A 20686-nucleotide genomic window follows, 5' to 3' on the forward strand; every position below is an offset into this window, starting at 1 on the left:
CAGGCCCCATGCGTATCCGGGTCATCCGTACGGGAGGGTTCGCCGGCATCGAGCGGCGGGCCGAGGTCGATACCTCGGGGCTGCCCGACGCCCCCGGCTGGCACGCCCTGGCCGAGGCGGCCCTCACCGGGGACGGCGGGGGGCGGCCGGCGGGCGTGCCGGACGGGTTCCGCTACGAGATCACCGTCGACGGCCGCACCGTGCGCTGCGCCGACCCCGGGCTCACGGACGCCCAGCGGGAGCTGGTCGCCCGGGTGCTCCGGGAGGGCGCGTAAGGGGCGCGGCCCCGGCCGGACCCCCTTTACGGCGCGGCCCCGGCCGGGAGGGTCAGAAGCCGAGCCGGCGCAGCTGCTTGGGGTCGCGCTGCCAGTCCTTGGCGACCTTCACATGGAGGTCCAGGAAGACCGGCGTACCGAGCAGGGCCTCGATGTGCTTGCGGGACTTGGTGCCGACCTCCTTCAGGCGCTTGCCCTTGGGGCCGATGATGATGCCCTTCTGGCTGGGGCGCTCGATGAAGACATTGGCGTGGATGTCCAGCAGCGGCTTGTCCGCGGGGCGGTTCTCGCGCGGCAGCATCTCCTCCACGACCACCGCGATCGAGTGCGGCAGCTCGTCCCGTACGCCCTCCAGCGCGGCCTCGCGGATCAGCTCGGCGACCATCACCTGCTCGGGCTCGTCGGTGAGGTCGCCCTCCGGGTAGAGCGCGGGGCCCTCGGGGAGCAGCGGCACCAGCAGGTCCGCCACCAGGGAGACCTGCCTGTCGCCCACGGCGGAGACGGGGACGATCTCCTGCCACTCCATGCCCAGCTCCTGGCCGAGCCGGTCGATGGCGATGAGCTGCTCGGCGAGGGTCTTGGAGTCCACCAGGTCGGTCTTGGTGACGATCGCGACCTTGGGGGTCTTCTTGATCTCCGCCAGTTCCTGGGCGATGAACCGGTCGCCCGGGCCCAGCTTCTCGTTGGCCGGCAGACAGAAGCCGATCACGTCGACCTCGGCCCAGGTGGTCCGTACGACGTCGTTGAGCCGCTCGCCGAGCAGGGTGCGCGGCTTGTGCAGGCCCGGGGTGTCGACCAGGATCAGCTGGGCGTCCGGGCGGTGCACGATGCCGCGCACCGTGTGCCGGGTGGTCTGCGGCCGGTTGGAGGTGATCGCCACCTTCTGGCCGACCAGAGCGTTCGTGAGGGTGGACTTGCCCGCGTTGGGGCGGCCGACGAAGCAGGCGAAACCGGCACGGTGGGTGGTTTCGGTTTCCGGGTTACGAGCGCTCATGGGGGCCATTCTCCCCGATGCGGGCACCCGTCACGTACCGCAGGCCCCTCGTCAGGCCCGCGCGGCCCGCCGCCGCGCCGCCAGGGCGGCCACCGCCGAGGCGGCGTAGAGGACGGTCAGGACGCCCAGGGCCAGGTCCAGCCAGTCGACCGGGCCGCCCCGGACGAGCGCGGCGGCGGCCGGGACACCGGCGGCGAGGCCCGCCGCCACCAGCAGGACGCCCGCGGCGCCCGCGATCAGCCGCGCGGCACCGGGCCGGGACGGTTTCAGCAGGTCCCCGGCCGCCCACAGCACGAGCAGCAGCGGGAAGGCGTGGTAGGGCTCCGGGTCGGTGCCCCCGGCCAGCCAGTCGACCACGTTGATGACGACGCCGACGGCGCCCACGGCCAGAACGACCCACGAGGTGGTCAGCCCCGTGGTTCTCTCCCCCGTGCGCGCCATCAGCCGGCGCTCACCGTGGCGCGCAGCTCGCCGTCCGGACCGGCCACGTGGACCGGGGTGGCCGGGCCGCCCAGATCGCGGACGGCGGCGCGGTCGGCGTCCGAGGCGGCGCCCGCCTCGGTGACGACGGCCGCCGCCTCCAACGACGTGGCGCCACTGGCCACGGCCATCGCCACCGCCGTCTGGAGCGCGCTCAGCCGGAGCGACTCCAGGGCGACGGTCCCGGCGACATAGGTGCGCCCGGTCTCGTCGCGCACGGCCGCGCCCTCGGCCACACCGTTACGGGCGCGGGCGCTGCGCGCCAGGGTGATGATCTTTCGGTCCTCGGGACCGAGGTCGGTGGTCTGAGTCATGCCCCGAGGATAGATCCGCGAGCCGGGTCAGCCCTGGGCGGCCTTGACGAACTTCTCCCCGCCGCGCTTGGCGAGGTCGTCGAAGTTCTTGGCGGACGCCGGGAGACCCGGGAGGTACACGACCCGGGAGACGCCCGCGCCCTGACGGGAGACCGCGACGTGGAGGGCGAACTCCATGGCGCCGCCGAGGTCCATGCTGACGCGGACGCCGTGCGACTCCTCGCCGGTCTTCGGCGGGGTGAGCTTCTCCACCTTGAGCTCGGCCGGCACGCCCTCCATGGCGGTCTTGAAGCCGGTGCACTTCTCGGCGGCGGTGCCGACGGACGACACGAAGTCGGCGGCGCCGGTGCCGGGGAAGGTCATGATCTGGTGGGTGAGCTGGTCCGCGCCGTTGCCGCCACTGAAGTCCACGTCGGCGCCGACGGTGGCACCGGACACGTTCTTGGCGAGCAGGTCGGCGATCGGCTGGCACTCCGCCTTGTCCGCCTTGTAGGCGCTGGCGTCGGCCGGGTTCTTGGTCACGGTCCAGCCCTTGGGCAGGTCGGCGACCGTCAGGGCGCCGGCCTTCATCTGCGCGGCGGTGAGCGGAGTGGCCTCCGCCGCCTTGTCGGCGGGCTTGCCGGCCGAGGAGCCCGCGGCCTTGTCCTTGCCGCTGTCGCCGCCCTTGTCGGACGAACCACCGCACGCGGCGGTGAAGGTGAGCGCGGAGACGGTGAGCGCGACGGCGACGCCGCGACGTGTGCGAGTACGCATGAGGTGTGTTTCTCCCCTTGGTTGGATGCCCTGGGGAGCTGTGGTTCCCCCCTCCCCGCCGATAACGGCCGCGCCGAGGATATACACAGGAAGATCACAGCGACGACACGGAAATACCCGCAACCCGCTTCAGCCCGCGAGCGGGTACACCGCCCCGCGCCGCCCCTCGGGCCCGGCCAGCCACTCCAGCTTGGCCGCCGTACCGGCCTCCGGGAGCGGGGTGTGCAGCACGATCATCAGGTCCGGCCGGGCGGGGACGCGCAGTTGGGTCGACTCCACGTGCAGCGTGCCGACCAGCGGGTGCTCCAGCTCCTTGTGGACCTGGCCCGCCGGGGCAATGTCCCGGCGCTCCCACAACTCGGCGAACTCCGCGCTGGCGGCCCTCGCCTCCTCCACCACGGCGCGGAACCCCTCGTCGCCCGGGGCCTCCGAGCAGGCCGCCCGGAACTGGGCGACCAGCTGCGGGGCGTTGCGCGCCCAGCTCCGGGAACGGGTGCGGTACAGGGGGTCGGTGAAGAAGGCGATCAGGCCGTTCTGCGGCATGCCGGGCCGCATGCCGAGGACGGCCGATGCGGAGGCGTTGTACATGACGGTGTTGCAGTAGCGGTCCATGACGTGGGCCGGGTACGGCATCCACGCGTCGATCAGCCGCCGCAGGCCCGCGCACATGTCCCGCTGGGCCGGATCGACCTCCGCCGGAGGCGGGTTGAGCCCGGCCAGAACGTAGAGGTGGCGCCGCTCGGCGGGGCTCAGCCGCAGCACCCGGGCCACCGCGTCCAGCACCTGCGGCGAAACGGTGATGTCCCGGCCCTGCTCCAGCCACTGGTACCAGGACACGCCGACGCCCGCGAGGACGGCGACCTCCTCGCGGCGCAGGCCCGGGGTGCGGCGCCGGGCGCCCCCGCCGGGCAGCCCCGCCTCCTCGGGTGTGACGCGGGCGCGGCGGCTGCGCAGGAACGCGCGCAGCTCGGCGAGCCGGTGGTCCTTGGAGCCGGTGCGCGCGGGTGCCGCGTCACCGGGCGCGGCGCTGTGAGGCGCTGTCACCACGTGTCCTCCCCCTGGCTGGTGGTGCGGCCACCAGGATAAGTGGCCGCTCCCCAGGTGCGCCCGGCCGGCCGAAGGGTGGGCACATGACCATCGACACCTCCGCGCGGAGCGGTACGTCCGCCGCCGCGCCCGCGCCCGGGCGGCTGACCGGCCGGGCCCGCCTGATCCTTTTCGTGCTGTGCGCCGCCCAGTTCATGGTGGCGCTCGACTTCTCCGTACTGAACGTGGCGCTGCCCGTGCTGGGTGCGGACCTGGGGCTCGGCCGGTCGGCGCTCCAGTGGGCGGTCACGGCGTTCGCGCTGCCGTCCGGCGGGTTCCTGCTGCTGTTCGGGCGGGTGGGGGACCTGTACGGGCGGCGCCGGCTGCTGCTGGCCGGGCTGGCCCTGTTCGGCGCGGCGTCGCTGCTGGCGGCCTGCGCGTGGGACCCGGCGTCGTTCCTGGCGGGGCGGGCGCTCCAGGGGCTGGGCGCGGCCATGATCGTACCGACGGGGATGTCGTTGCTGACGACGACGTTCCCGGAGGGGCCGCAGCGCGATCGGGCGCTGGGCATCAGCGGCACCCTGCTGTCGCTGGGCTTCACCACCGGCATGGTGCTGGGCGGTGTCATGACCGACACGCTGGGCTGGCGCTCGACGATGGGGCTGCTGGCGGTGTGCGCGCTGGTGGTGCTGCCGCTCGCGGTGGTCCTGCTGCCGGAGTCCCGTACGCCGGTCCGGCCCCGGCTCGACGTGCCGGGTGCCGTCACCGTCACCGGCGGGCTGCTCGCGCTGATTCACGCCCTGTCGACGGCGGCCGAGCGGGGCTTCGGGGGCAGGGACGTCCAGCTGACGCTGGTGGCGGGCGTGGTGCTGCTGGTGGCGTTCACGGTGGTGGAGTCCCGGCACGGCGCCCCGCTGGTGTCGCTGCCGATGCTGCGGCGGCGCACGGTGGCGTTCGGCAATCTGGGCGGACTGGTCACCTTCTCGATGATGAGCGCGGTGGTCTTCGTGCTGACCCTGTACCTCCAGGAGACGCTGGGCCTCTCGGCGTTCGGGACGGGGCTGGTCTTCGGGGTGCAGGGCCTGCTGTCGGCCGCCGCCGGGACGGTGGCCGCCCGGGTGATCGGCCGGTTCGGCGCCCGGCGGACGCTGGCCGGCTCCCTGCTGGGCCAGGGGCTGTTCGTCGCCCTGCTGCTGGGCATCGGCCCGTCGTCGGGCGTGCTCCTGGCGGCGGTGGGCGTCTCGCTGGCGAGCGTGTGCCACCTGGGCGCGATCGTGGCGTACGGGCTGACGGTGACGTCCGGGGTGCCGGACGCCGAACAGGGCCTGGCGACCGGGCTGGTGACCACCACCCAGCAGGTCGGCCTGACGGTCGGCATCCCCCTGCTCGGCGCCCTGGCCACCGCGGGCCCCGACCTCTACGGCGGGGTCCGCACCGTCCTGGCGGCCGACGCCGCGATCGTCCTGACCGCCGCGGCCGTGATCGCCCTGGGCCTGCGGACGAGCCGGGGAAGCCGCCGCGCGGGCCGGGCCCAGGACGAGCGGGCCTAGGGCCGGTCCAGGCGGTGGCGGGTGGCCCTGGGGAGGCCCGCGACGACCAGGTCGTACGAGTCCTCGACCAGCTCCCGCACCTGGCGCTCGGGGAGGTCGCCGACGGTGACCGTGTTCCAGTGGCGCTTGTTCATGTGGTAGCCGGGGACGATCGTCCCCGGGTGCTCGGCGCGCAGCCGCTCCGCGTCCTCGGGGTCGCACTTGAGGTTCACGGTGAGCGGCCGGGCGTCCAGGGCGGAGAGCGCGAAGAGCTTGCCCTCCACCTTGAAGACCGACGTCTCGGGGCCGAACGGGAAGTCCTCCACCGCCCCGTTGAAGGAGAGGCAGAGCGCGCGCAGCCGGGCGGGCGTCATGCGACCGGCTCCGCGAGCACCGTGACGATCTTGTTGCGGCGGCCCGCCGGGGACTCGGCCGTCAGGCGCAGCGCCCGGCCGTCCGGGAGGTCGACGACGGCGGTGGCGCCGGAGATCGGCACCCGGCCGAGCGCCTTGGCGAGCAGCCCGCCGACGGTCTCGACGTCCTCGTCGTCGTAGGCGTCGAGGCCGAACAGGTCGCCCAGGTCGCCGATGTCGAGCCGCGCGGTGACCCGGAAGCGGCCGTCGCCCAGCTCCTCCACGGGCGGCAGCTCGCGGTCGTACTCGTCGGTGATCTCGCCGACGATCTCCTCCAGGATGTCCTCGATCGTGACGATGCCGGCCGTGCCGCCGTACTCGTCGATGACGACGGCGCAGTGGTTGCGCTCCTGCTGCATCTCGCGCAGCAGGTCGCCGGCGTTCTTGGTGTCGGGGACGAAGGTGGCGGCCCGCATGGCGGTGGAGACCAGGTCGGACTCGGAGTCCCGGTTGATGTGGGTCTTCCGGACGAGGTCCTTGAGGTAGACGATGCCGACGACGTCGTCCTCGTTGTCCCCGGTGACCGGGATGCGGGAGAAGCCGGAGCGCAGCGCCAGGGTGAGGGCCTGGCGGACGGTCTTGTACCGCTCGATGGAGACGAGGTCGGTGCGCGGGACCATCACCTCGCGCACCAGGGTGTCGCCCAGCTCGAAGACGGAGTGCACCATGCGGCGCTCCTCGTCCTCGATCAGCGACTCCTGCTCGGCGAGGTCGACCATGGCGCGCAGCTCGGCCTCGGAGGCGAAGGGGCCCTTGCGGAAGCCCTTGCCGGGGGTGAGGGCGTTGCCGATGAGGATCAGCAGCTGGGTCACCGGGCCCATGACGCGGGCGAGCGGCAGCAGGACGTACGCGGCGGCGGTGGCGGTGTTCAGCGGGTGCTGGCGGCCGATGGTGCGGGGCGAGACGCCGACGGCGACGTACGACACGAGCACCATCACGCCGACGGCGACGAGCAGGGCCGCCCAGGTCCGGTCGAACTCGATCAGGCAGACGTAGGTGACCATCACCCCGGCGGCCATCTCGCAGGCGACCCGGACGAGCAGCGCCAGATTGAGGTAGCGGGTGGGGTCGGAGGCGACCTGGACCAGCCGGTCGGAGCCGCGCCGGCCGGACCGGACCGCCTCGGCGGCACGGAAGCTGGTCACGCGCGCGAGGCCGGCCTCCGCGCAGGCGGCGAGCCAGGCGACCACGACCAGCGCGACCGCGCCGAGGACGAGCTGGGCGGTCATGAGACGGTCGGCGCCGGCGAGGGGCCCGTCAGGCCCTTCTCCGCCCGCCAGCCGTCGACGATCGCCGCCTGGAGCCCGAACATCTCGGCCTTCTCGTCCGGCTCCTCGTGGTCGTACCCGAGGAGGTGCAGCACTCCGTGGACGGTGAGGAGCTGGAGCTCCTCGTCCATGGAGTGCTGCGTCGGGGCGTCCTGGCCCTGCTTGGCGGCGACCTCGGGGCAGAGCACGATGTCGCCGAGGAGGCCCTGCGGGGGCTCCTCGTCGTCCTTGGCGGGCGGGCGCAGCTCGTCCATGGGGAAGGACATGACGTCCGTGGGGCCCGGCAGGTCCATCCACTGGATGTGGAGCTGCTCCATGGCCTCCGCGTCCACCACGATCACCGACAGCTCGGAGAGGGGGTGGATGCGCATCCGGGTGAGCGCGTACCGGGCGACATCGAGGATCGACTGCTCGTCGACCTCGGTGCCTGACTCGTTGTTGACGTCGATCGACATGGTGCTCGTGCGCTCTACTTCCCGTGGGACCCGTGGTGGCTGTCGTACTTCTCGTACGCGTCGACGATACGGCCGACGAGCTTGTGCCGTACGACGTCGTGCGACGTGAGGGTCGAGAAGTGGACGTCCTCGACGCCGTCCAGGATGTCCCGGACCTGGCGCAGACCGCTCTTGGTGCCGCCGGGGAGGTCGACCTGGGTGATGTCGCCGGTGATGACGATCTTCGAGTCGAAGCCGAGCCGGGTGAGGAACATCTTCATCTGCTCGGGGTTCGTGTTCTGCGCCTCGTCGAGGATGATGAAGGCGTCGTTGAGCGTCCGGCCGCGCATGTACGCCAGCGGCGCGACCTCGATCGTGCCCGCGGCCATCAGGCGCGGGATCGAGTCGGGGTCGAGCATGTCGTGCAGCGCGTCGTACAGCGGCCGCAGGTAGGGGTCGATCTTCTCGTAGAGCGTGCCGGGCAGGAAGCCGAGCCGCTCGCCCGCCTCGACGGCGGGCCGGGTCAGGATGATCCGGGTGACCTGCTTGGACTGCAGGGCCTGGACCGCCTTCGCCATGGCCAGGTAGGTCTTGCCGGTGCCGGCGGGGCCGATGCCGAACACGACCGTGTGCTTGTCGATGGCGTCGACGTACCGCTTCTGGTTGAGCGTCTTGGGGCGGATGGTGCGGCCGCGGCTGGAGAGGATGTTCTGGGTGAGCACCTCGGCGGGGCTCTCCTGCCCCGGTTCGGCCGTGCCGTTCTCGCTCGCCCTGAGCATGGCGATCGAGCGTTCCACCGCGTCCTCCGTCATCGGCTGCCCGGTGCGGAGCACCAGCATCATCTCGTCGAACAGGCGCTGGATCAGAGCGACTTCGCCCGCCGGTCCGACCGCGCTGACCTCATTGCCCCGGACATGGATGTCGGCGGCCGGGAACGCCTCTTCGATCACGCGGAGCAGTGCGTCGCCCGAGCCGAGCACGGTCACCATGGGGTGCTTGGCAGGGACGGTGAACTGCGCGCGCGCCTGCTGGGTCTGGGCTGTGGGTGTCTGCGTCATGGGCCGGCTCTCAGGCCTGCACATACCTCCGTTGCGGGGTTCTCGCTGCTCGACAACCTCTGGACATCAAGCGTACGTCGTGGCGCTGACAACCCCGAAGGCTTTTCGGGCACCCGCGGTCAGGCGGAGCGCCCGAAGCCGATCGTGGGCACGGCCCGCCGCAGCGGCCAGGGCCGGGTCGGGGCGGGCAGCAGGGCGTCCAGGAAGGCGTACCGGGCCAGCGCCGCCGGGTCCTGGCCCGGCAGGCCCTGGACGCGGTCCCACCAGGTGGCGATCTCCACCCAGCCGGGGGCGGACAGCGAGCCGCCGAACTCCTGCACCGACAGGGCGGCGGTGAGCCCGGCGAAGGCGAGCCGGTCGGCGAGCGGCCAGCCGGCCAGGGTGCCGGTGACGAACCCGGCGACGAAGACGTCCCCGGCGCCGGTCGGGTCGAGCGCGGCGACCTCGATGGCGGGCACCTCGGCGGACTCCCCGGTGGCGCCGTCCACGGCGTAGGCGCCCTCGGAGCCCAGGGTGACGACGGCGAGGGGCACCTTGTCGGCGAGCGCCCGGGCGGCGGCGCGCGGGCAGGACGTGCCGGTGTAGCGCATCGCCTCCTCGGCGTTGGGCAGGAACGCCTCGCAGTGGTCCAGGTCCGGCAGGGCGGCCAGGTCCCAGCGGCCGGTGTCGTCCCAGCCGACGTCGGCGAAGATCCGGGTGGAGCGGCGGGCGGCCTCGGCGACCCACTCCTCGGGGCGGCCGGGGACGAGGGACGCGACGGCGGCACGCGCGCGTGGCGGGCACGCGGGCAGGGCGCCCTCCGGCGGCGGGGCCTCGTGGCCGTGCGACACCATGGTGCGTTCGCCCTCGTACGCCATGGAGACGGTCACCGGCGAGTGCCAGCCGGGCACGGTGCGCGAGCGGGACAGGTCGATGCCCTCGCCCTGCTCCAGGGCGTCCCAGCAGTACTCGCCGTAGTGGTCGTCGCCGAAGGCCGCCGCCAGGGAGGTGCGCAGGCCGAGCCGGGCCAGGGCGGAGGCCATGTTGGCGACGCCGCCGGGGCTGGAGCCCATGCCGCGCGCCCAGGTCTCGGTGCCGCGCACGGGGGCGCTGTCGAGGCCGGTGAAGATGATGTCGAGGAAGACGGTGCCGGTGAGGAAGACGTCGCACTCCGGGTCGGCGGGGGTGCGCAGGGCGTCCAACGGGTCGATTCCGGCCGTGTGTTGCCGCTGCTGCTGCTCTCCTCGGGACATGGTCACGGCGGGCTCCCCGGTCGCGGTACGGATCAGGACAGTGTGCCCGATTCTCGCCGTCCGCGGCGGCCGTCCGGCCCGGAAGAAGTGCGGTTGTTACCCGGCTCAACCCACCGCAAACTCTTTGTGACACAGATCACAGATTCTCGCCTTCGCGTGCGGCCGGTGACCTTGATACAAATTGCCCCGCGTTCCCGTGCACGACTCCCGTACGACACCGGGCGCCCACCCCTCCCCCGCCCTTCTCCCGTCCGGGAACGCCCATGCCCTCGCGCCCGCGCGCCCTGTGGCCGCTGGTCGCCGTCTTCACCGCCGGCTACCTCGCCTCGTACCTCCTCCCGACCGTCGTCGGCCGCCTCTCCGCCGGACTCGGCCTGACCCCGGCGCAGGCCGGACTCGTCGGCTCCGGGCTGCTCCTCGGCTCCGCCGCCGCGGGCTTCACCCTCGCCTCCCGCGTCGAGCGGTACGGGCCGCGCCGGCTGGCCCGCGCGGGCCTGCTGGCCGCCGCGACGGGCTACGGCTGCGCCGCCCTCGCCTCCGCCGTCCCGCTGGTCGTCGCCGGTGCCGTGGCCGGCGGCATCGGCTCCGGGACCGCCACCGCGGTCGCCGCCGCCGGCATCGCGGGCCGCCGCGACCCGCACCGCGCCTCCACCCTGGGCCTGCTGACCGTGTCCGCCACCGCCGGCGCGCTCTACCTGACGATCCCGCACCTGGGCGGCGGGCACGCCCTGCCCTTCGCCGCGCTCGCCCTGGTCGCGGCGGCCGTCTGGCCGGCCACCGCCCGGCTGGAGACCGGCCACGACACCGGCGAGGTCCGGGAAGCGGCCTCCCCGCTGCCCCGGCCGCGCGCCGGGCTGGTGCTGGCGGGCGCGATGGTCTGCTGGTCGATGGCGCAGAACGCGCTGTGGGGCGTCAGCGGCCGGATCGGCCTCACCCAGGCGGGCCTCAGCGAGGTGACCGTCGGCGCGGTGTTCGCGGCGGCGCTCGGCGCCGGACTGCTGGGCGTCACCGCGGCCGGCGCGCTGGGCGCCCGGCTCGGCCGCGCCCTGCCGATCGGCCTCGGCACCGTCGTGATCGCCGGCTGCATCGCGCTCAGCTCCGCCGCCGAGGGCCTCGCCTCCTTCGCGGCGGGCGAGATCCTGTGGAACGCCTGCTACCCGGTCGTCCTGTCGTACCTGATCGGCCTGGCCGCCTCCCTGGACCCGCGCGGGCGGTGGGCGGTGCTCGCCGGCTCGGCATCCTCCCTGGGCGTGGCCTGCGGCCCCGTCGCCGGGAGCCTGCTGTCCGAGCGGGCGGGCTACCCCGGCATGGGGCTGGTGCTGGGCGCCGTACTGGTCCTGCTCGCCGGGCCGCTGACCGCCGTCGCGCTGCACACCTCGGGCCGCCCGCTGGTGCCGGGCGCGGTCCGGCGCCGGGGCGGTGCCCCCGCGGCGGTCGTCGCGGGCACCACGGGCGCGGCGACGGGCCTGGCCGCCCCGCAGATCGGCGCGCCGGAGCAGCCGGTCACCGAATTCCCCGTGCGCTCCCTGGCGCCCCTCCTGGTCCGGCGCCGCGCCTACCGCCAGGCGGGCCCCTCGGGCCAGCAGGGCTGACGGCGGGCCTGCCCGGTCCTCGTCGTCCGCGCCGGCGACGGCTGGGACGGCGACGGGCAGGACGGCGACGGGGTACGAGACGGGGGCCGGGCGTCAGTCGAAGTCGTACGCCTCGACCTCGGCGAGGTACCGCGCCCTGCGGTCCTCGTCGTCGTCCAGGAACGAGGCCAGGAACGAGTTGCGGGCCAGCTCGCGCAGCTGCTCCTCCCCCAGGGCCAGCGCCTCGCGCACCGCGTGGAAGGTGTCGCCCGCGTACCCGCCGAAGTAGGCGGGGTCGTCGGAGTTCACCGTCACCATCAGCCCCGCGGCCATCATCGACGGCAGCGGGTGGTCCTCCAGGACGTCCACCGCCCGCAGCCGGACGTTGGACAGCGGGCAGAGCGTCAGCGGCACCCGCTCCCGCACCAGCCGCGCCACCAGCTCGTCGTCCTCCATGGCGCGCAGGCCGTGATCGATCCGCTCCACGCCCAGGACGTCCAGGGCCTCGCGGATGTACGCGGGCGGGCCCTCCTCGCCCGCGTGCGCCACCTTCCGCAGCCCGAGCGCCCCGGCCACCTCGTACACCTCGGCGAACTTGGACGGCGGATGGCCGACCTCCGCCGAGTCCAGCCCCACGCCGGTGATGTGCCGCAGATACGGCTCGGCCGCCCGCAGGGTCTCCATCGCCGACTCGGCCGACTTGTCGCGCAGGAAGCACATGATCAGCCGGGTGGACACGCCGTGCCGCTCCTCGGAGCGGTCCAGCGCCCGCGCCAGGCCCTCCACGACCGTGCCGAAGGGCACCCCGCGCTCGGTGTGCGCCTGCGGGTCGAAGAAGATCTCGGCGTGCCGGACACCCTGGCTCGCGGCCCGCGCCAGGTAGGCGTCGGCCAGCTCGGTGAAGTCGTCGGCGGTGCGCAGCACGGCCATCAGCCCGTAGTACAGGTCCAGGAAGGACTGGAGGTCGGTGAAGAGGTACGCCCGGCGCAGCTCCTCGGTGTCGGCGTACGGCAGGGTGACGCCGTTGCGCGCGGCGAGGGCGAAGGCGAGCTCCGGTTCGAGGGTGCCCTCGATGTGGAGGTGGAGCTCCGCCTTGGGGAGTGCTTCGGGGAGGTGCATGGTGCGTGGCCTTACCTGCGTGGGGGGAGCGGGACGCGGACGAGGTCCTGGGCGACGGTCAGCTCGCCGCCGAACCCGGCCGCCCGGGCCTGCCGCGCGAAGGCGTCGGGGTCGGTGTACCGCTGGGAGAAGTGGGTGAGGACCAGGTGGCGCACGCCCGCCCGGTGGGCGACCGCGCCCGCCTGGCCGGCCGTCAGGTGGCCGTGGTCCTCGGCGAGCACGGCGTCCTCGTCGAGGAACGTCGACTCGATGACCAGCATGTCGCAGCCCTCGGCGAGCGCGTGGACACCGTCGCACAGCCGGGTGTCCATGACGAACGCGAAACGCTGGCCGCGCCGGGGCTCGCTGACGTCCTCCAGCCGCACCCCGCCGAGCGCGCCCTCGCGCTGGATGCGGCCGACGTCGGGGCCGGTGATGCCGTGCGCGGCGAGCAGCCCGGGCAGCATGCGGCGCCCGCCGGGCTCGGTGAGCCGGTAGCCGAACGACTCGACGGGGTGTGACAGCCGCCGGGCCTCCAGCGTGTACGTGGGGCCCGTGGCGAGCACCCCGTCCTCGGCGACCGGCGCCTCGGTGAGCCGCACCGTCTCGCGGTACGCCGTCGCGTACCGCAGCCGGTCGAAGAAGCGCTGCCCGCTCGCCGGGTAGTGGGCGGTCACCGGGTGCGGCACCTGGTCGAGGTTGATGCGCTGGATGACCCCGGCGAGGCCGAGGCTGTGGTCGCCGTGGAAGTGGGTGACGCAGATGCGGTCGATGTCGTGCGCGGCGACCCCGGCGCGGAGCATCTGGCGCTGGGTGCCCTCGCCCGGGTCGAAGAGGACGCCCTGGCCGTCCCAGCGCAGCAGGTAGCCGTTGTGGTTGCGGTGCCGGGTGGGCACCTGGCTTGCGGTGCCCAGCACGACGAGTTCCCTGACGGACATGGTTCCGTGGCCGTCCCGCGGCTAGCCGGGGGGCCAGGTCAGACCGCGTCCGCCGAGGACGTGGGCGTGCGCGTGCCAGACGGTCTGCCCGGCGCCGGTACCGGTGTTGAAGACGATGCGGTAGCCGGAGTCGGCGGTCTTCTCGTCCTCGGCGACGGCCCCGGCCTCGCGGAGCACATCGGCGGCGACGTCCGGTGCCGCGGCGGCCAGCGCGGCGGCGTCCCGGTGGTGCGCCTTGGGGATGACCAGGACGTGGGTGGGGGCCTGCGGGTTGATGTCGCGGAAGGCGAGGGTGGTCTCCGACTCACGGACGATCGTGGCCGGGACCTCCCGCGCCACGATCTTGCAGAACAGGCAGTCGTTCTGCGGTTCTCCGGCCATGGCCAGGTCCTTTCTGTCTCCTGTCGGGTACGGGGGCACTCTATCGGCGGCCCGGCGCCCGCCTGTTGAGGGCGGACCTGCTCACCCAGTACGTGAGGACCACGGCCCAGAACAGCGGTCCGCCCAGCGCGGCGATCACCCCGGCGTCGGCGGTGGGCAGCGCCAGGGTGGCCACCGAGTGCAGGCCCAGCAGGCCGACCGCGCCCGCCATCCACAGCACCGGGGGGCAGCTGCGGGAGATCAGCAGCAGGGGGCGGCGCAGCCGGGGCGGCACCCGGCGCCGCATCCACAGGAACCAGGCGGTCCACAGGCCGGCGACCACGGCGGCGCCGATCAGCTCACCGGTGAGCGCCGCGGCCCCGCCGCTCCCGCCGCGCAGCGGGGCGGAGCCGACTCCGGCGGCCAGGAAGCCGGCCAGGGCCACCCAGCGGGCGCCCGCCGCCGTGCCCCAGGCCATGGTCTCCAGGTTGAAGCGGGCCTCGCGGTCACCGAGGTCCAGCGCGGCCGAGTCGACGAACCCCTCGGCGGCCCGGGTCCACGCCCCGCGCGTGTACCAGCGGCGGCGCAGGTGCAGCAGCGACAGGTTGTTGTGGGCCTCGCTGCTCTGCGGATTGAGGCGGAGGGCGTTCTCGTAGGCCCGCTCCGCCGTGCGGTAGTCCTTGAGCTGGTACGCCGTCAGGCCCAGCAGGAAGTGGGTGGCGTCCTCCTCGGGGCCCAGCTCGACGGAGCGCAGCGCGAGCGCGTACGCCTCGCCGGCCCGGGAGCGGTCCCCGGAGCGGGCGAGGATGGTGCCCAGCACGTGGTACCCGGCCCAGTGGTGCGGTACGAGGGCGATCCCGCGGCGCGCGGAGTCCTCGGCCGCCGCCCACTGCGGCCCGCGCGCCGGGCCCTGGGCGAGCAGGTCGGCGCGGAGCAGCCACACGGAGGGCAGCTCGGGGTCGGCGCGCAGCGCCTCGTCGGCCAGCCGCAGCGCCTCCGCGTGGTCGCCGAGGTGCCGCCGGCAGCGGGCCAGCAGGGCCAGCGCCGCGGCGTCGTCCGGCTGCTGGGCGAGGTGCTGCGCGGCGAGGGCGGCGGCCTGTTCGTACCGCTCCAGGTCGTAGAGCGCCCCGGCCCGTTCGAGCGTCAGGGACGGCGGCGTGGCGGGCCCCGGGCCGGTCACAGCTTGCGCTTCCGCTTCAGGTACGCGAGGAGGTCGTCGTACATGCCGCCGTCGTTGGCGAAGGTCGCCACATTGCGGGCGGCGGCGAACCAGGGGTCGGTGGACGGCCGGATCTGCTTCGCGGCGCCCAGCAGGTCCCGCATGTTGATCATCCGTACGGTGCCGGTGCGGGCCGAGTCCAGCAGCGCGGTCTCGGCGGCGCTGTCGCAGACGTGGGCCAGGTCGGCGCCGGAGAAGTCCTCGGTGGCCCGGACCAGTTTGGCCAGGTCGACCGATTCGATGGGCCGGTCGCGCAGGTGGTAGCGGAGGACGGCCTCCCGGGCGGCGGCGTCGGGCGGCAGCACCAGCAGGGTGCGGTCGAGGCGGCCCGGGCGGCGCAGGGCGATGTCCACGTCCCAGGGGACGTTGGTCGCGGCGAGGACGAACACGCCCTCGTTGCTCCCGGCGGCGATGCCGTCCAGCTCGGTGAGGAGCTGGTTGACGACGTTGCGCAGGCCGCTGTGGTGGCTGCGGCTGCGCTTGGCTCCCAGCGCGTCCAGCTCGTCGAGGAACACCACGCAGGGCGCCTGGGCACGGGCGGTCTCGAAGATGTCGTGGACGTTCTTCTCGGAGGCGCCGATGTACATGTCCAGGACGTCGCTGAGCGACACCGACAGGAAGCTCGCGCCCAGTTCACCGGCGACCGCGCGGGCGATGAACGTCTTGCCGCAGCCCGGGGGCCCGTACAGCAGCAGGCCGCCGCGCAGGCTCTTGCCGTACAGCTTGCGCAGCTCGGGGTTGCGCATGGGCGCCAGGAACGCGGCCTCCAGGCGGTCCTTGACCTCCTGCATGCCGCCGACGTCCGCGAGCCGCACGGCGCCGGGCACCTCCACGTCCCAGGCGCCGGCGTCGCCCGGGCCGTCGCCCAGGCCGTCGGCGGTGAGGGGCGCCTCCGCCCCCTCGACGAAGCGGGGCGGCACGAGGTCGCCGACCTCCTGCTCGGCGGCGGCCCAGTCGAAGTCCTGGCGGGGCCCGGGGGACGGCGCGGCAGCAGGAGGTACGGGGGGCGCGGGCGGTATGCCCATGGCGCGGCCCATCAGGGCGCGGGCGTCCGCGTCCCCGGGGGCGTGCTGGAGGGCGGCGGCGGCCTCGGCGACCGCCTCGTCGCCGCGCCCCTCCTGGAGCAGGAGTTCGGCGAGGTGCAGCCGCAGGGGCACGTCACCGGGCGCGGCGGCGACGGCGGCGCGCAGGCTGCGGATGAGAGGAGACTCGTCGGACATGCGGCCACCTTACGGACCGGGTCCGACAACCGGCCCGGTGGACCCCCGGAGTTGTGGACAACCGGGGGCACGGGACGGCCGGGGGCACCGGGACGGGCGGGGGCAGCGGGTCCGGCGGGGCGGCGGTGAAGACCGCGAGCCCGGCCGTCCGCCGGGACCAGCGGGTCCGGCCGTCCGCCGTCGAGGCCCAGCAGGTTCGGCCGTCCGCCGTCGAGGCCCAGCAGGTTCGGCCGTCCGTCGGCACCGGCAGTCCGGCCGTCCGCCGGGACCAGCGGGTCCGGCCGTCCGCCGTCGAGGCCCAGCGGGTCCGGCCGGCCGTCAGGACCAGCGGCCGGTGCGTCCCAGGAGCAGGGCGGTGGCGGCCGTTCCGGCGGTCGAGGTGCGCAGCACGGTGGGGCCGAGGCGGTAGGGCCGGGCGCCCGCCTCGGCGAAGGCGGCCGATTCCTCGGGCGAGACGCCCCCTTCGGGGCCCACGACGAGCACGATGTCGCCGGTGGCGGGCAGTTCGGCGGTCGCCAGGGGCAGGGCGCCCTCCTCGTGGAGGACGGCGGCGAACGCGGCGCGCCCGATCAGCTCGGCGACCTGGCGGGTGGTCGCCGCGTCGGCGACGTCCGGGAAGCGGAGCCGGCGCGACTGCTTGCCCGCCTCGCGCGCGGTGGCCCGCCACTTGCCGAGGGCCTTCAGGCCACGGTCGCCCTTCCACTGGGTGATGCAGCGGGACGCGGCCCACGGCACGATCGCGTCGACGCCGGTCTCGGTCATGGTCTCGACCGCCAGCTCGCCCCGGTCGCCCTTGGGCAGGGCCTGGACGACGGTGATGCGGGGCGACGGCTCCGGCTCCGTCCGCACCTCGCGCACCGCGACGTCGAGGCGGTCCTTGCCCTCGACGGCGGCGACCGTGCCGTACGCCCCGGTGCCGGCGCCGTCGGTGAGGACGATCTCCTCGCCGACCCGCAGCCGCCGCACGGACACCGCGTGCCGTCCCTCCGGCCCGTCCAGGGTGACGGTGCCGCCGGTGACCCGCTCCACCAGGAACACCGGCGCGGTCACGCGGTGCCGCCCCGGGGCGCGAGGGAGGCCGCGGCGGCGTCCAGCTCGGCCTTGAGGACCTCCACCAGCCGCCCGGCGGGCAGGTCGCGGGCCAGCCGGTGGCCCTGGCCCGCCCACAGCGCCATGCCCTGCGGGTCGCCCGCCTTGGCGGCGGCCTTGCGCAGCCCGCTGGTCAGGTGGTGGACCTCGGGGTACGCGGCCGGGGCGTACGGGCCGTGTTCGTGCATGAACCGGTTGACCAGGCCCCGCGCGGGCCGGCCCGAGAAGGCACGGGTCAGCTCGGTGCGGGTGAACAGCGGGTCGGTCATGGCCCGCTTGTGCAGGTCGTTGGCGCCCGACTCGGGGCACACCAGGAACGCGGTGCCGAGCTGGGCGGCGTCGGCGCCCGCCGCGAGGACGGCGGCGATCTGGCCGCCGCGCATCAGGCCGCCCGCGGCCACGACCGGCAGGTCGACGGCCTCCTTGACCAGGGCGACCAGCGACAGCAGGCCCGTACCGGATCCCCCGCTCTCCGGGTCGTCCCGGTGGGTGCCCTGGTGCCCGCCGGCCTCGACGCCCTGGACGCACACGGCGTCGGCGCCCGCCGCCCGCGCGGCCAGCGCCTCGTCGGGCGAGGTGACGGTCACGACGGTGAGCGTCCCGGCGCGGCGGAACGCGGCGAGGGTCTCGGGCGCCGGGCAGCCGAAGGTGAACGACACCAGCGGCACCGGGTCGTCCAGCAGGATGGCCAGCTTGGCCTCGTAGCCGTCGTCGCGCCCGGCGTCGGGGTCGCCGAGGGGGGTGTCGTACCAGTTGGCCTCGCCGGCGAGCTGGTCGCGGTAGACGTCGACGGCGGCGGGGTCGGCCTGCCCGGGCTGCGGCATGAACAGGTTGACGCCGAAGGCCCGCGGGGTCAGCCCGCGGACCTGCTTGATCTCCTGGTACATGCCGTCCGCGGTCTTGTACCCGGCGGCGAGGAAGCCCAGGCCGCCGGCGTCGGACACGGCGGCGGCGAGCCGGGGGCAGGAGGCGCCGCCCGCCATGGGGGCCTGCACGATCGGGTACGGGCAGAGATCGGTCAGTGCGGAGGACATGCACGCATGGTGTCACGCCCCCGCCGGCGCGCCGCACCCGGAGGGCACCCCGCCCGGGGACCCGGCCGCACCGGCCGGGTCCCGTGCGCGTCACCTGCCGTTGAAGGCGTCCTTGAGGCGGGAGAACAGCCCCTGCTGGCCCGGCTGGAACTGGCCGGTCGGCCGCTCCTCGCCCCGCAGCTTGGCCAGCTCCCGCAGCAGCCGCTCCTGCTCCGGGTCCAGCTTCGACGGCGTCTGGACCTCGACGTGCACGATCAGGTCGCCGCGCCCGCCGCCGCGCAGGTGCGTGACACCGCGCCCGTGCAGCGGGATCGACTGGCCGGACTGCGTGCCGGGGCGGACGTCGACCTCCTCCAGCCCGTCCAGCGTCTCCAGCGGGCACTTGGTGCCCAGTGCGGCGGCCGTCATGGGGATGGTCACCGTGCAGTGCAGGTCGTCCCCGCGCCGCTGGAAGACCGGGTGCGGCAGCTCGTGGATCTCCACGTACAGGTCGCCCGCGGGGCCGCCGCCGGGGCCGACCTCGCCCTCGCCGGCCAGCTGGATGCGGGTGCCGTTGTCCACACCGGCCGGGATCTTGACCGTGAGCGTACGGCGGGACCGCACGCGGCCGTCGCCCGCGCACTCGGGGCACGGGGTCGGGACGACGGTGCCGAAGCCCTGGCACTGCGGGCAGGGGCGGGACGTCATGACCTGGCCCAGGAAGGACCGGGTGACCTGGGAGACCTCGCCCCGGCCGCGGCACATGTCGCAGGTCTGGGCCGACGTGCCGGGCGCGGCGCCCTCACCGGAACAGGTGGTGCAGACGACGGCCGTGTCGACCTGGATGTCCTTGGTGGTGCCGAAGGCCGCCTCCTGGAGCTCGACCTCCAGCCGGATCATGGCGTCCTGGCCGCGGCGGGTGCGCGAGCGGGGGCCGCGCTGGGACGCCGTACCGAAGAAGGCGTCCATGATGTCGGAGAAGTTGCCGAAGCCGCCCGCGCCGAACCCGCCCGCGCCCCCGGCGCCGCCGGACGCGGACAGCGGGTCGCCGCCGAGGTCGTAGACCTGCTTCTTCTGCGGGTCCGACAGCACCTCGTAGGCGGCGTTGATCTCCTTGAACCGCTCCTGGGTCTTCGGGTCCGGGTTGACGTCCGGGTGCAGCTCGCGGGCGAGCCGCCGGAACGCCTTCTTGATCTCGTCCTGGGACGCGTCGCGGCGCACGCCGAGTACGGCGTAGTAGTCCGTGGCCACTTACGACTCCGCCAGGATCTGTCCGACGTAACGTGCCACTGCGCGTACCGCTCCCATCGTTCCGGGGTAGTCCATGCGGGTCGGTCCGACCACGCCGAGTTTGGCGACTGCCTCGTCGCCCGAACCGTAGCCGACCGCGACGACGGACGTGGAGTTGAGGCCCTCGTGGGCGTTCTCGTGCCCGATGCGTACGGTCATGGCCGAGTCCGTGGCCTCGCCGAGCAGCTTCAGGAGCACCACCTGCTCCTCCAGCGCCTCCAGCACCGGCCGGATCGTCAGCGGGAAGTCGTGCCCGAAGCGGGTGAGATTGGCGGTGCCGCCGATCATCAGCCGTTCCTCGGTCTCCTCCACCAGGGTCTCCAGCAGGGTGGCCAGCACCGTGGAGACGGTCCCCCGGTCCTCCGCCTCGAAGGACTCGGGGAGGTCCTGCACCAGCTGCGGCACGTCCGTGAAGCGCCGGCCGACGACACGGCTGTTCAGCCGGGCCCTCAGGTCGGCCACGGACGCCTCGCCGAAGGGCGCAGGGCAGTCGATCATGCGCTGCTCGACCCGGCCCGTGTCGGTGATCAGGACCAGCATCAGCCGGGCCGGGGCCAGCGGCAGCAGTTCCACATGACGCACGGTGGAGCGCGTCAGGGAGGGGTACTGCACGACCGCGACCTGCCGGGTCAGCTGCGCCAGCAGCCGTACCGTGCGGCCCACCACGTCGTCGAGGTCGACGGCGCCGTCCAGGAAGTTCTGGATGGCGCGCCGCTCCGGCGACGACAGCGGCTTGACGCCGGCGAGCCGGTCGACGAAGAGGCGGTAGCCCTTGTCCGTGGGGATGCGGCCCGCGCTGGTGTGGGGCTGGGCGATGAAGCCCTCGTCCTCCAGCACCGCCATGTCGTTGCGCACGGTGGCGGGCGAGACGCCGAGGTTGTGGCGCTCCGTGAGGGCCTTGGAGCCGACCGGCTCCTCGGTGCCCACGTAGTCCTGGACGATGGCGCGCAGCACCTCGAGTCTGCGTTCGCTCAGCATCGCGCGCACCTCCAGCTGACGGTGGTTCGTTCTTCCCGCTTAGCTGGCACTCGCCCTGTCCGAGTGCCAGTGGTCCCCGGCCAGTGTACGGCGCCGGGGTGCGCCCGTAGCAAGGGCGGCCGACCACGCTACCG

General features: G+C 74.2%; 22 protein-coding genes. 3 read left to right on the top strand and 19 right to left on the bottom strand.

The genetic code is table 11. The features are described from left to right. Nucleotides 1-8: 8 nt before the first annotated feature. Nucleotides 9-275 carry a protealysin inhibitor emfourin gene (locus tag ACF08D_RS09330; RefSeq protein WP_392221951.1) on the top strand — a complete coding sequence of 89 codons (267 nt, stop codon included), beginning with the start codon at nucleotides 9-11 and terminating at the stop codon, nucleotides 273-275. 52 nt (nucleotides 276-327) lie between these two features. Here the strand turns inward: ACF08D_RS09330 and era are convergent, their stop codons facing one another. The 5 genes from era to ACF08D_RS09355 all read right to left on the bottom strand — a co-directional run bounded on the left by era (nucleotide 328) and on the right by ACF08D_RS09355 (nucleotide 3860). Next, complete coding sequence (gene era / locus ACF08D_RS09335) at nucleotides 328-1278, bottom strand: GTPase Era (RefSeq protein ID WP_392221952.1); 951 nt, start codon at nucleotides 1276-1278, stop codon at nucleotides 328-330. 42 nt (nucleotides 1279-1320) lie between these two features. Further along, complete coding sequence (locus ACF08D_RS09340) at nucleotides 1321-1710, bottom strand: hypothetical protein (RefSeq protein WP_392221953.1); 390 nt, start codon at nucleotides 1708-1710, stop codon at nucleotides 1321-1323. Then, nucleotides 1710-2063: a cytidine deaminase gene (locus tag ACF08D_RS09345; RefSeq protein ID WP_392221954.1), complete on the bottom strand. Its 354-nt coding sequence runs from the start codon at nucleotides 2061-2063 to the stop codon at nucleotides 1710-1712. Before ACF08D_RS09345 ends, ACF08D_RS09340 begins: the two co-directional genes overlap by 1 nt. A 27-nt stretch (nucleotides 2064-2090) precedes the next feature. Next, nucleotides 2091-2816, bottom strand: a complete 726-nt coding sequence (locus ACF08D_RS09350) for a hypothetical protein (RefSeq protein ID WP_392221955.1) — start codon at nucleotides 2814-2816, stop codon at nucleotides 2091-2093. Nucleotides 2817-2945: 129 nt separating this feature from the next. Next, entirely contained in the window at nucleotides 2946-3860 is a 915-nt protein-coding gene (locus ACF08D_RS09355) for a helix-turn-helix transcriptional regulator (RefSeq protein WP_392221956.1), read from the bottom strand. Between the two features lie 86 nt (nucleotides 3861-3946). Here ACF08D_RS09355 and ACF08D_RS09360 point away from each other — a divergent pair, with 86 nt between their 5' ends. After that, nucleotides 3947-5392, top strand: coding sequence for an MFS transporter (locus ACF08D_RS09360; protein WP_392221957.1), 1446 nt, complete (start codon nucleotides 3947-3949; stop codon nucleotides 5390-5392). Here ACF08D_RS09360 and ACF08D_RS09365 read toward each other — a convergent pair. From ACF08D_RS09365 to ACF08D_RS09385, 5 genes are all read right to left on the bottom strand, one after another. Further along, complete coding sequence (locus ACF08D_RS09365) at nucleotides 5389-5745, bottom strand: MmcQ/YjbR family DNA-binding protein (RefSeq protein ID WP_392221958.1); 357 nt, start codon at nucleotides 5743-5745, stop codon at nucleotides 5389-5391. The two genes, ACF08D_RS09360 and ACF08D_RS09365, sit on opposite strands and share 4 nt — an antisense overlap. Beyond that, nucleotides 5742-7013, bottom strand: coding sequence for a hemolysin family protein (locus tag ACF08D_RS09370; RefSeq protein ID WP_392221959.1), 1272 nt, complete (start codon nucleotides 7011-7013; stop codon nucleotides 5742-5744). Before ACF08D_RS09370 ends, ACF08D_RS09365 begins: the two co-directional genes overlap by 4 nt. Then, nucleotides 7010-7507: an rRNA maturation RNase YbeY gene (gene ybeY / locus ACF08D_RS09375; protein ID WP_392221960.1), complete on the bottom strand. Its 498-nt coding sequence runs from the start codon at nucleotides 7505-7507 to the stop codon at nucleotides 7010-7012. The genes ACF08D_RS09370 and ybeY overlap by 4 nt, the downstream gene beginning before the upstream one ends. 14 nt (nucleotides 7508-7521) lie before the next feature. Continuing rightward, a complete protein-coding gene (locus ACF08D_RS09380; protein ID WP_392221961.1) occupies nucleotides 7522-8544 on the bottom strand; it encodes a PhoH family protein in 1023 nt (340 codons plus the stop codon). A 119-nt stretch (nucleotides 8545-8663) separates the two neighbouring features. Beyond that, nucleotides 8664-9776: a carbohydrate kinase family protein gene (locus tag ACF08D_RS09385; protein WP_392222343.1), complete on the bottom strand. Its 1113-nt coding sequence runs from the start codon at nucleotides 9774-9776 to the stop codon at nucleotides 8664-8666. Between the two features lie 263 nt (nucleotides 9777-10039). Between ACF08D_RS09385 and ACF08D_RS09390 the strand changes: the two genes are divergently transcribed. Then, nucleotides 10040-11368: an MFS transporter gene (locus ACF08D_RS09390; RefSeq protein ID WP_392221962.1), complete on the top strand. Its 1329-nt coding sequence runs from the start codon at nucleotides 10040-10042 to the stop codon at nucleotides 11366-11368. A gap of 93 nt (nucleotides 11369-11461) precedes the next feature. On the opposite strand, the gene ACF08D_RS09395 is transcribed toward ACF08D_RS09390, so the two are convergent. From ACF08D_RS09395 to hrcA, 9 genes are all read right to left on the bottom strand, one after another. Then, entirely contained in the window at nucleotides 11462-12466 is a 1005-nt protein-coding gene (locus ACF08D_RS09395; RefSeq protein WP_392221963.1) for an adenosine deaminase, read from the bottom strand. An 11-nt stretch (nucleotides 12467-12477) separates the two neighbouring features. Beyond that, on the bottom strand, nucleotides 12478-13383 hold the full coding sequence (locus ACF08D_RS09400) for a ribonuclease Z (protein WP_392221964.1): 906 nt from the start codon (nucleotides 13381-13383) through the stop codon (nucleotides 12478-12480). Nucleotides 13384-13404: 21 nt separating this feature from the next. Then, on the bottom strand, nucleotides 13405-13764 hold the full coding sequence (locus tag ACF08D_RS09405) for a histidine triad nucleotide-binding protein (protein ID WP_392221965.1): 360 nt from the start codon (nucleotides 13762-13764) through the stop codon (nucleotides 13405-13407). Between the two features lie 40 nt (nucleotides 13765-13804). After that, on the bottom strand, nucleotides 13805-14923 hold the full coding sequence (locus ACF08D_RS09410) for a tetratricopeptide repeat protein (protein WP_392221966.1): 1119 nt from the start codon (nucleotides 14921-14923) through the stop codon (nucleotides 13805-13807). After that, entirely contained in the window at nucleotides 14920-16182 is a 1263-nt protein-coding gene (locus tag ACF08D_RS09415; RefSeq protein ID WP_392221967.1) for an ATP-binding protein, read from the bottom strand. Before ACF08D_RS09415 ends, ACF08D_RS09410 begins: the two co-directional genes overlap by 4 nt. Before the next feature lie 318 nt (nucleotides 16183-16500). Further along, the gene (locus ACF08D_RS09420; RefSeq protein WP_392221968.1) at nucleotides 16501-17232 is read right to left on the bottom strand and encodes a 16S rRNA (uracil(1498)-N(3))-methyltransferase; all 732 of its coding nucleotides are present in this window, start codon (nucleotides 17230-17232) and stop codon (nucleotides 16501-16503) included. Next, entirely contained in the window at nucleotides 17229-18305 is a 1077-nt protein-coding gene (locus tag ACF08D_RS09425; RefSeq protein WP_392221969.1) for a nitronate monooxygenase, read from the bottom strand. Before ACF08D_RS09425 ends, ACF08D_RS09420 begins: the two co-directional genes overlap by 4 nt. Before the next feature lie 90 nt (nucleotides 18306-18395). Continuing rightward, complete coding sequence (gene dnaJ, locus ACF08D_RS09430) at nucleotides 18396-19535, bottom strand: molecular chaperone DnaJ (protein WP_392221970.1); 1140 nt, start codon at nucleotides 19533-19535, stop codon at nucleotides 18396-18398. Further along, nucleotides 19536-20552, bottom strand: coding sequence for a heat-inducible transcriptional repressor HrcA (gene hrcA, locus ACF08D_RS09435; RefSeq protein WP_392221971.1), 1017 nt, complete (start codon nucleotides 20550-20552; stop codon nucleotides 19536-19538). It lies immediately after the preceding gene. Nucleotides 20553-20686: the final 134 nt, after the last annotated feature.

Origin of the sequence: Streptomyces sp. NPDC015131 (assembly GCF_043079975.1) — a bacterium.
Lineage (GTDB): Bacteria > Actinomycetota > Actinomycetes > Streptomycetales > Streptomycetaceae > Streptomyces.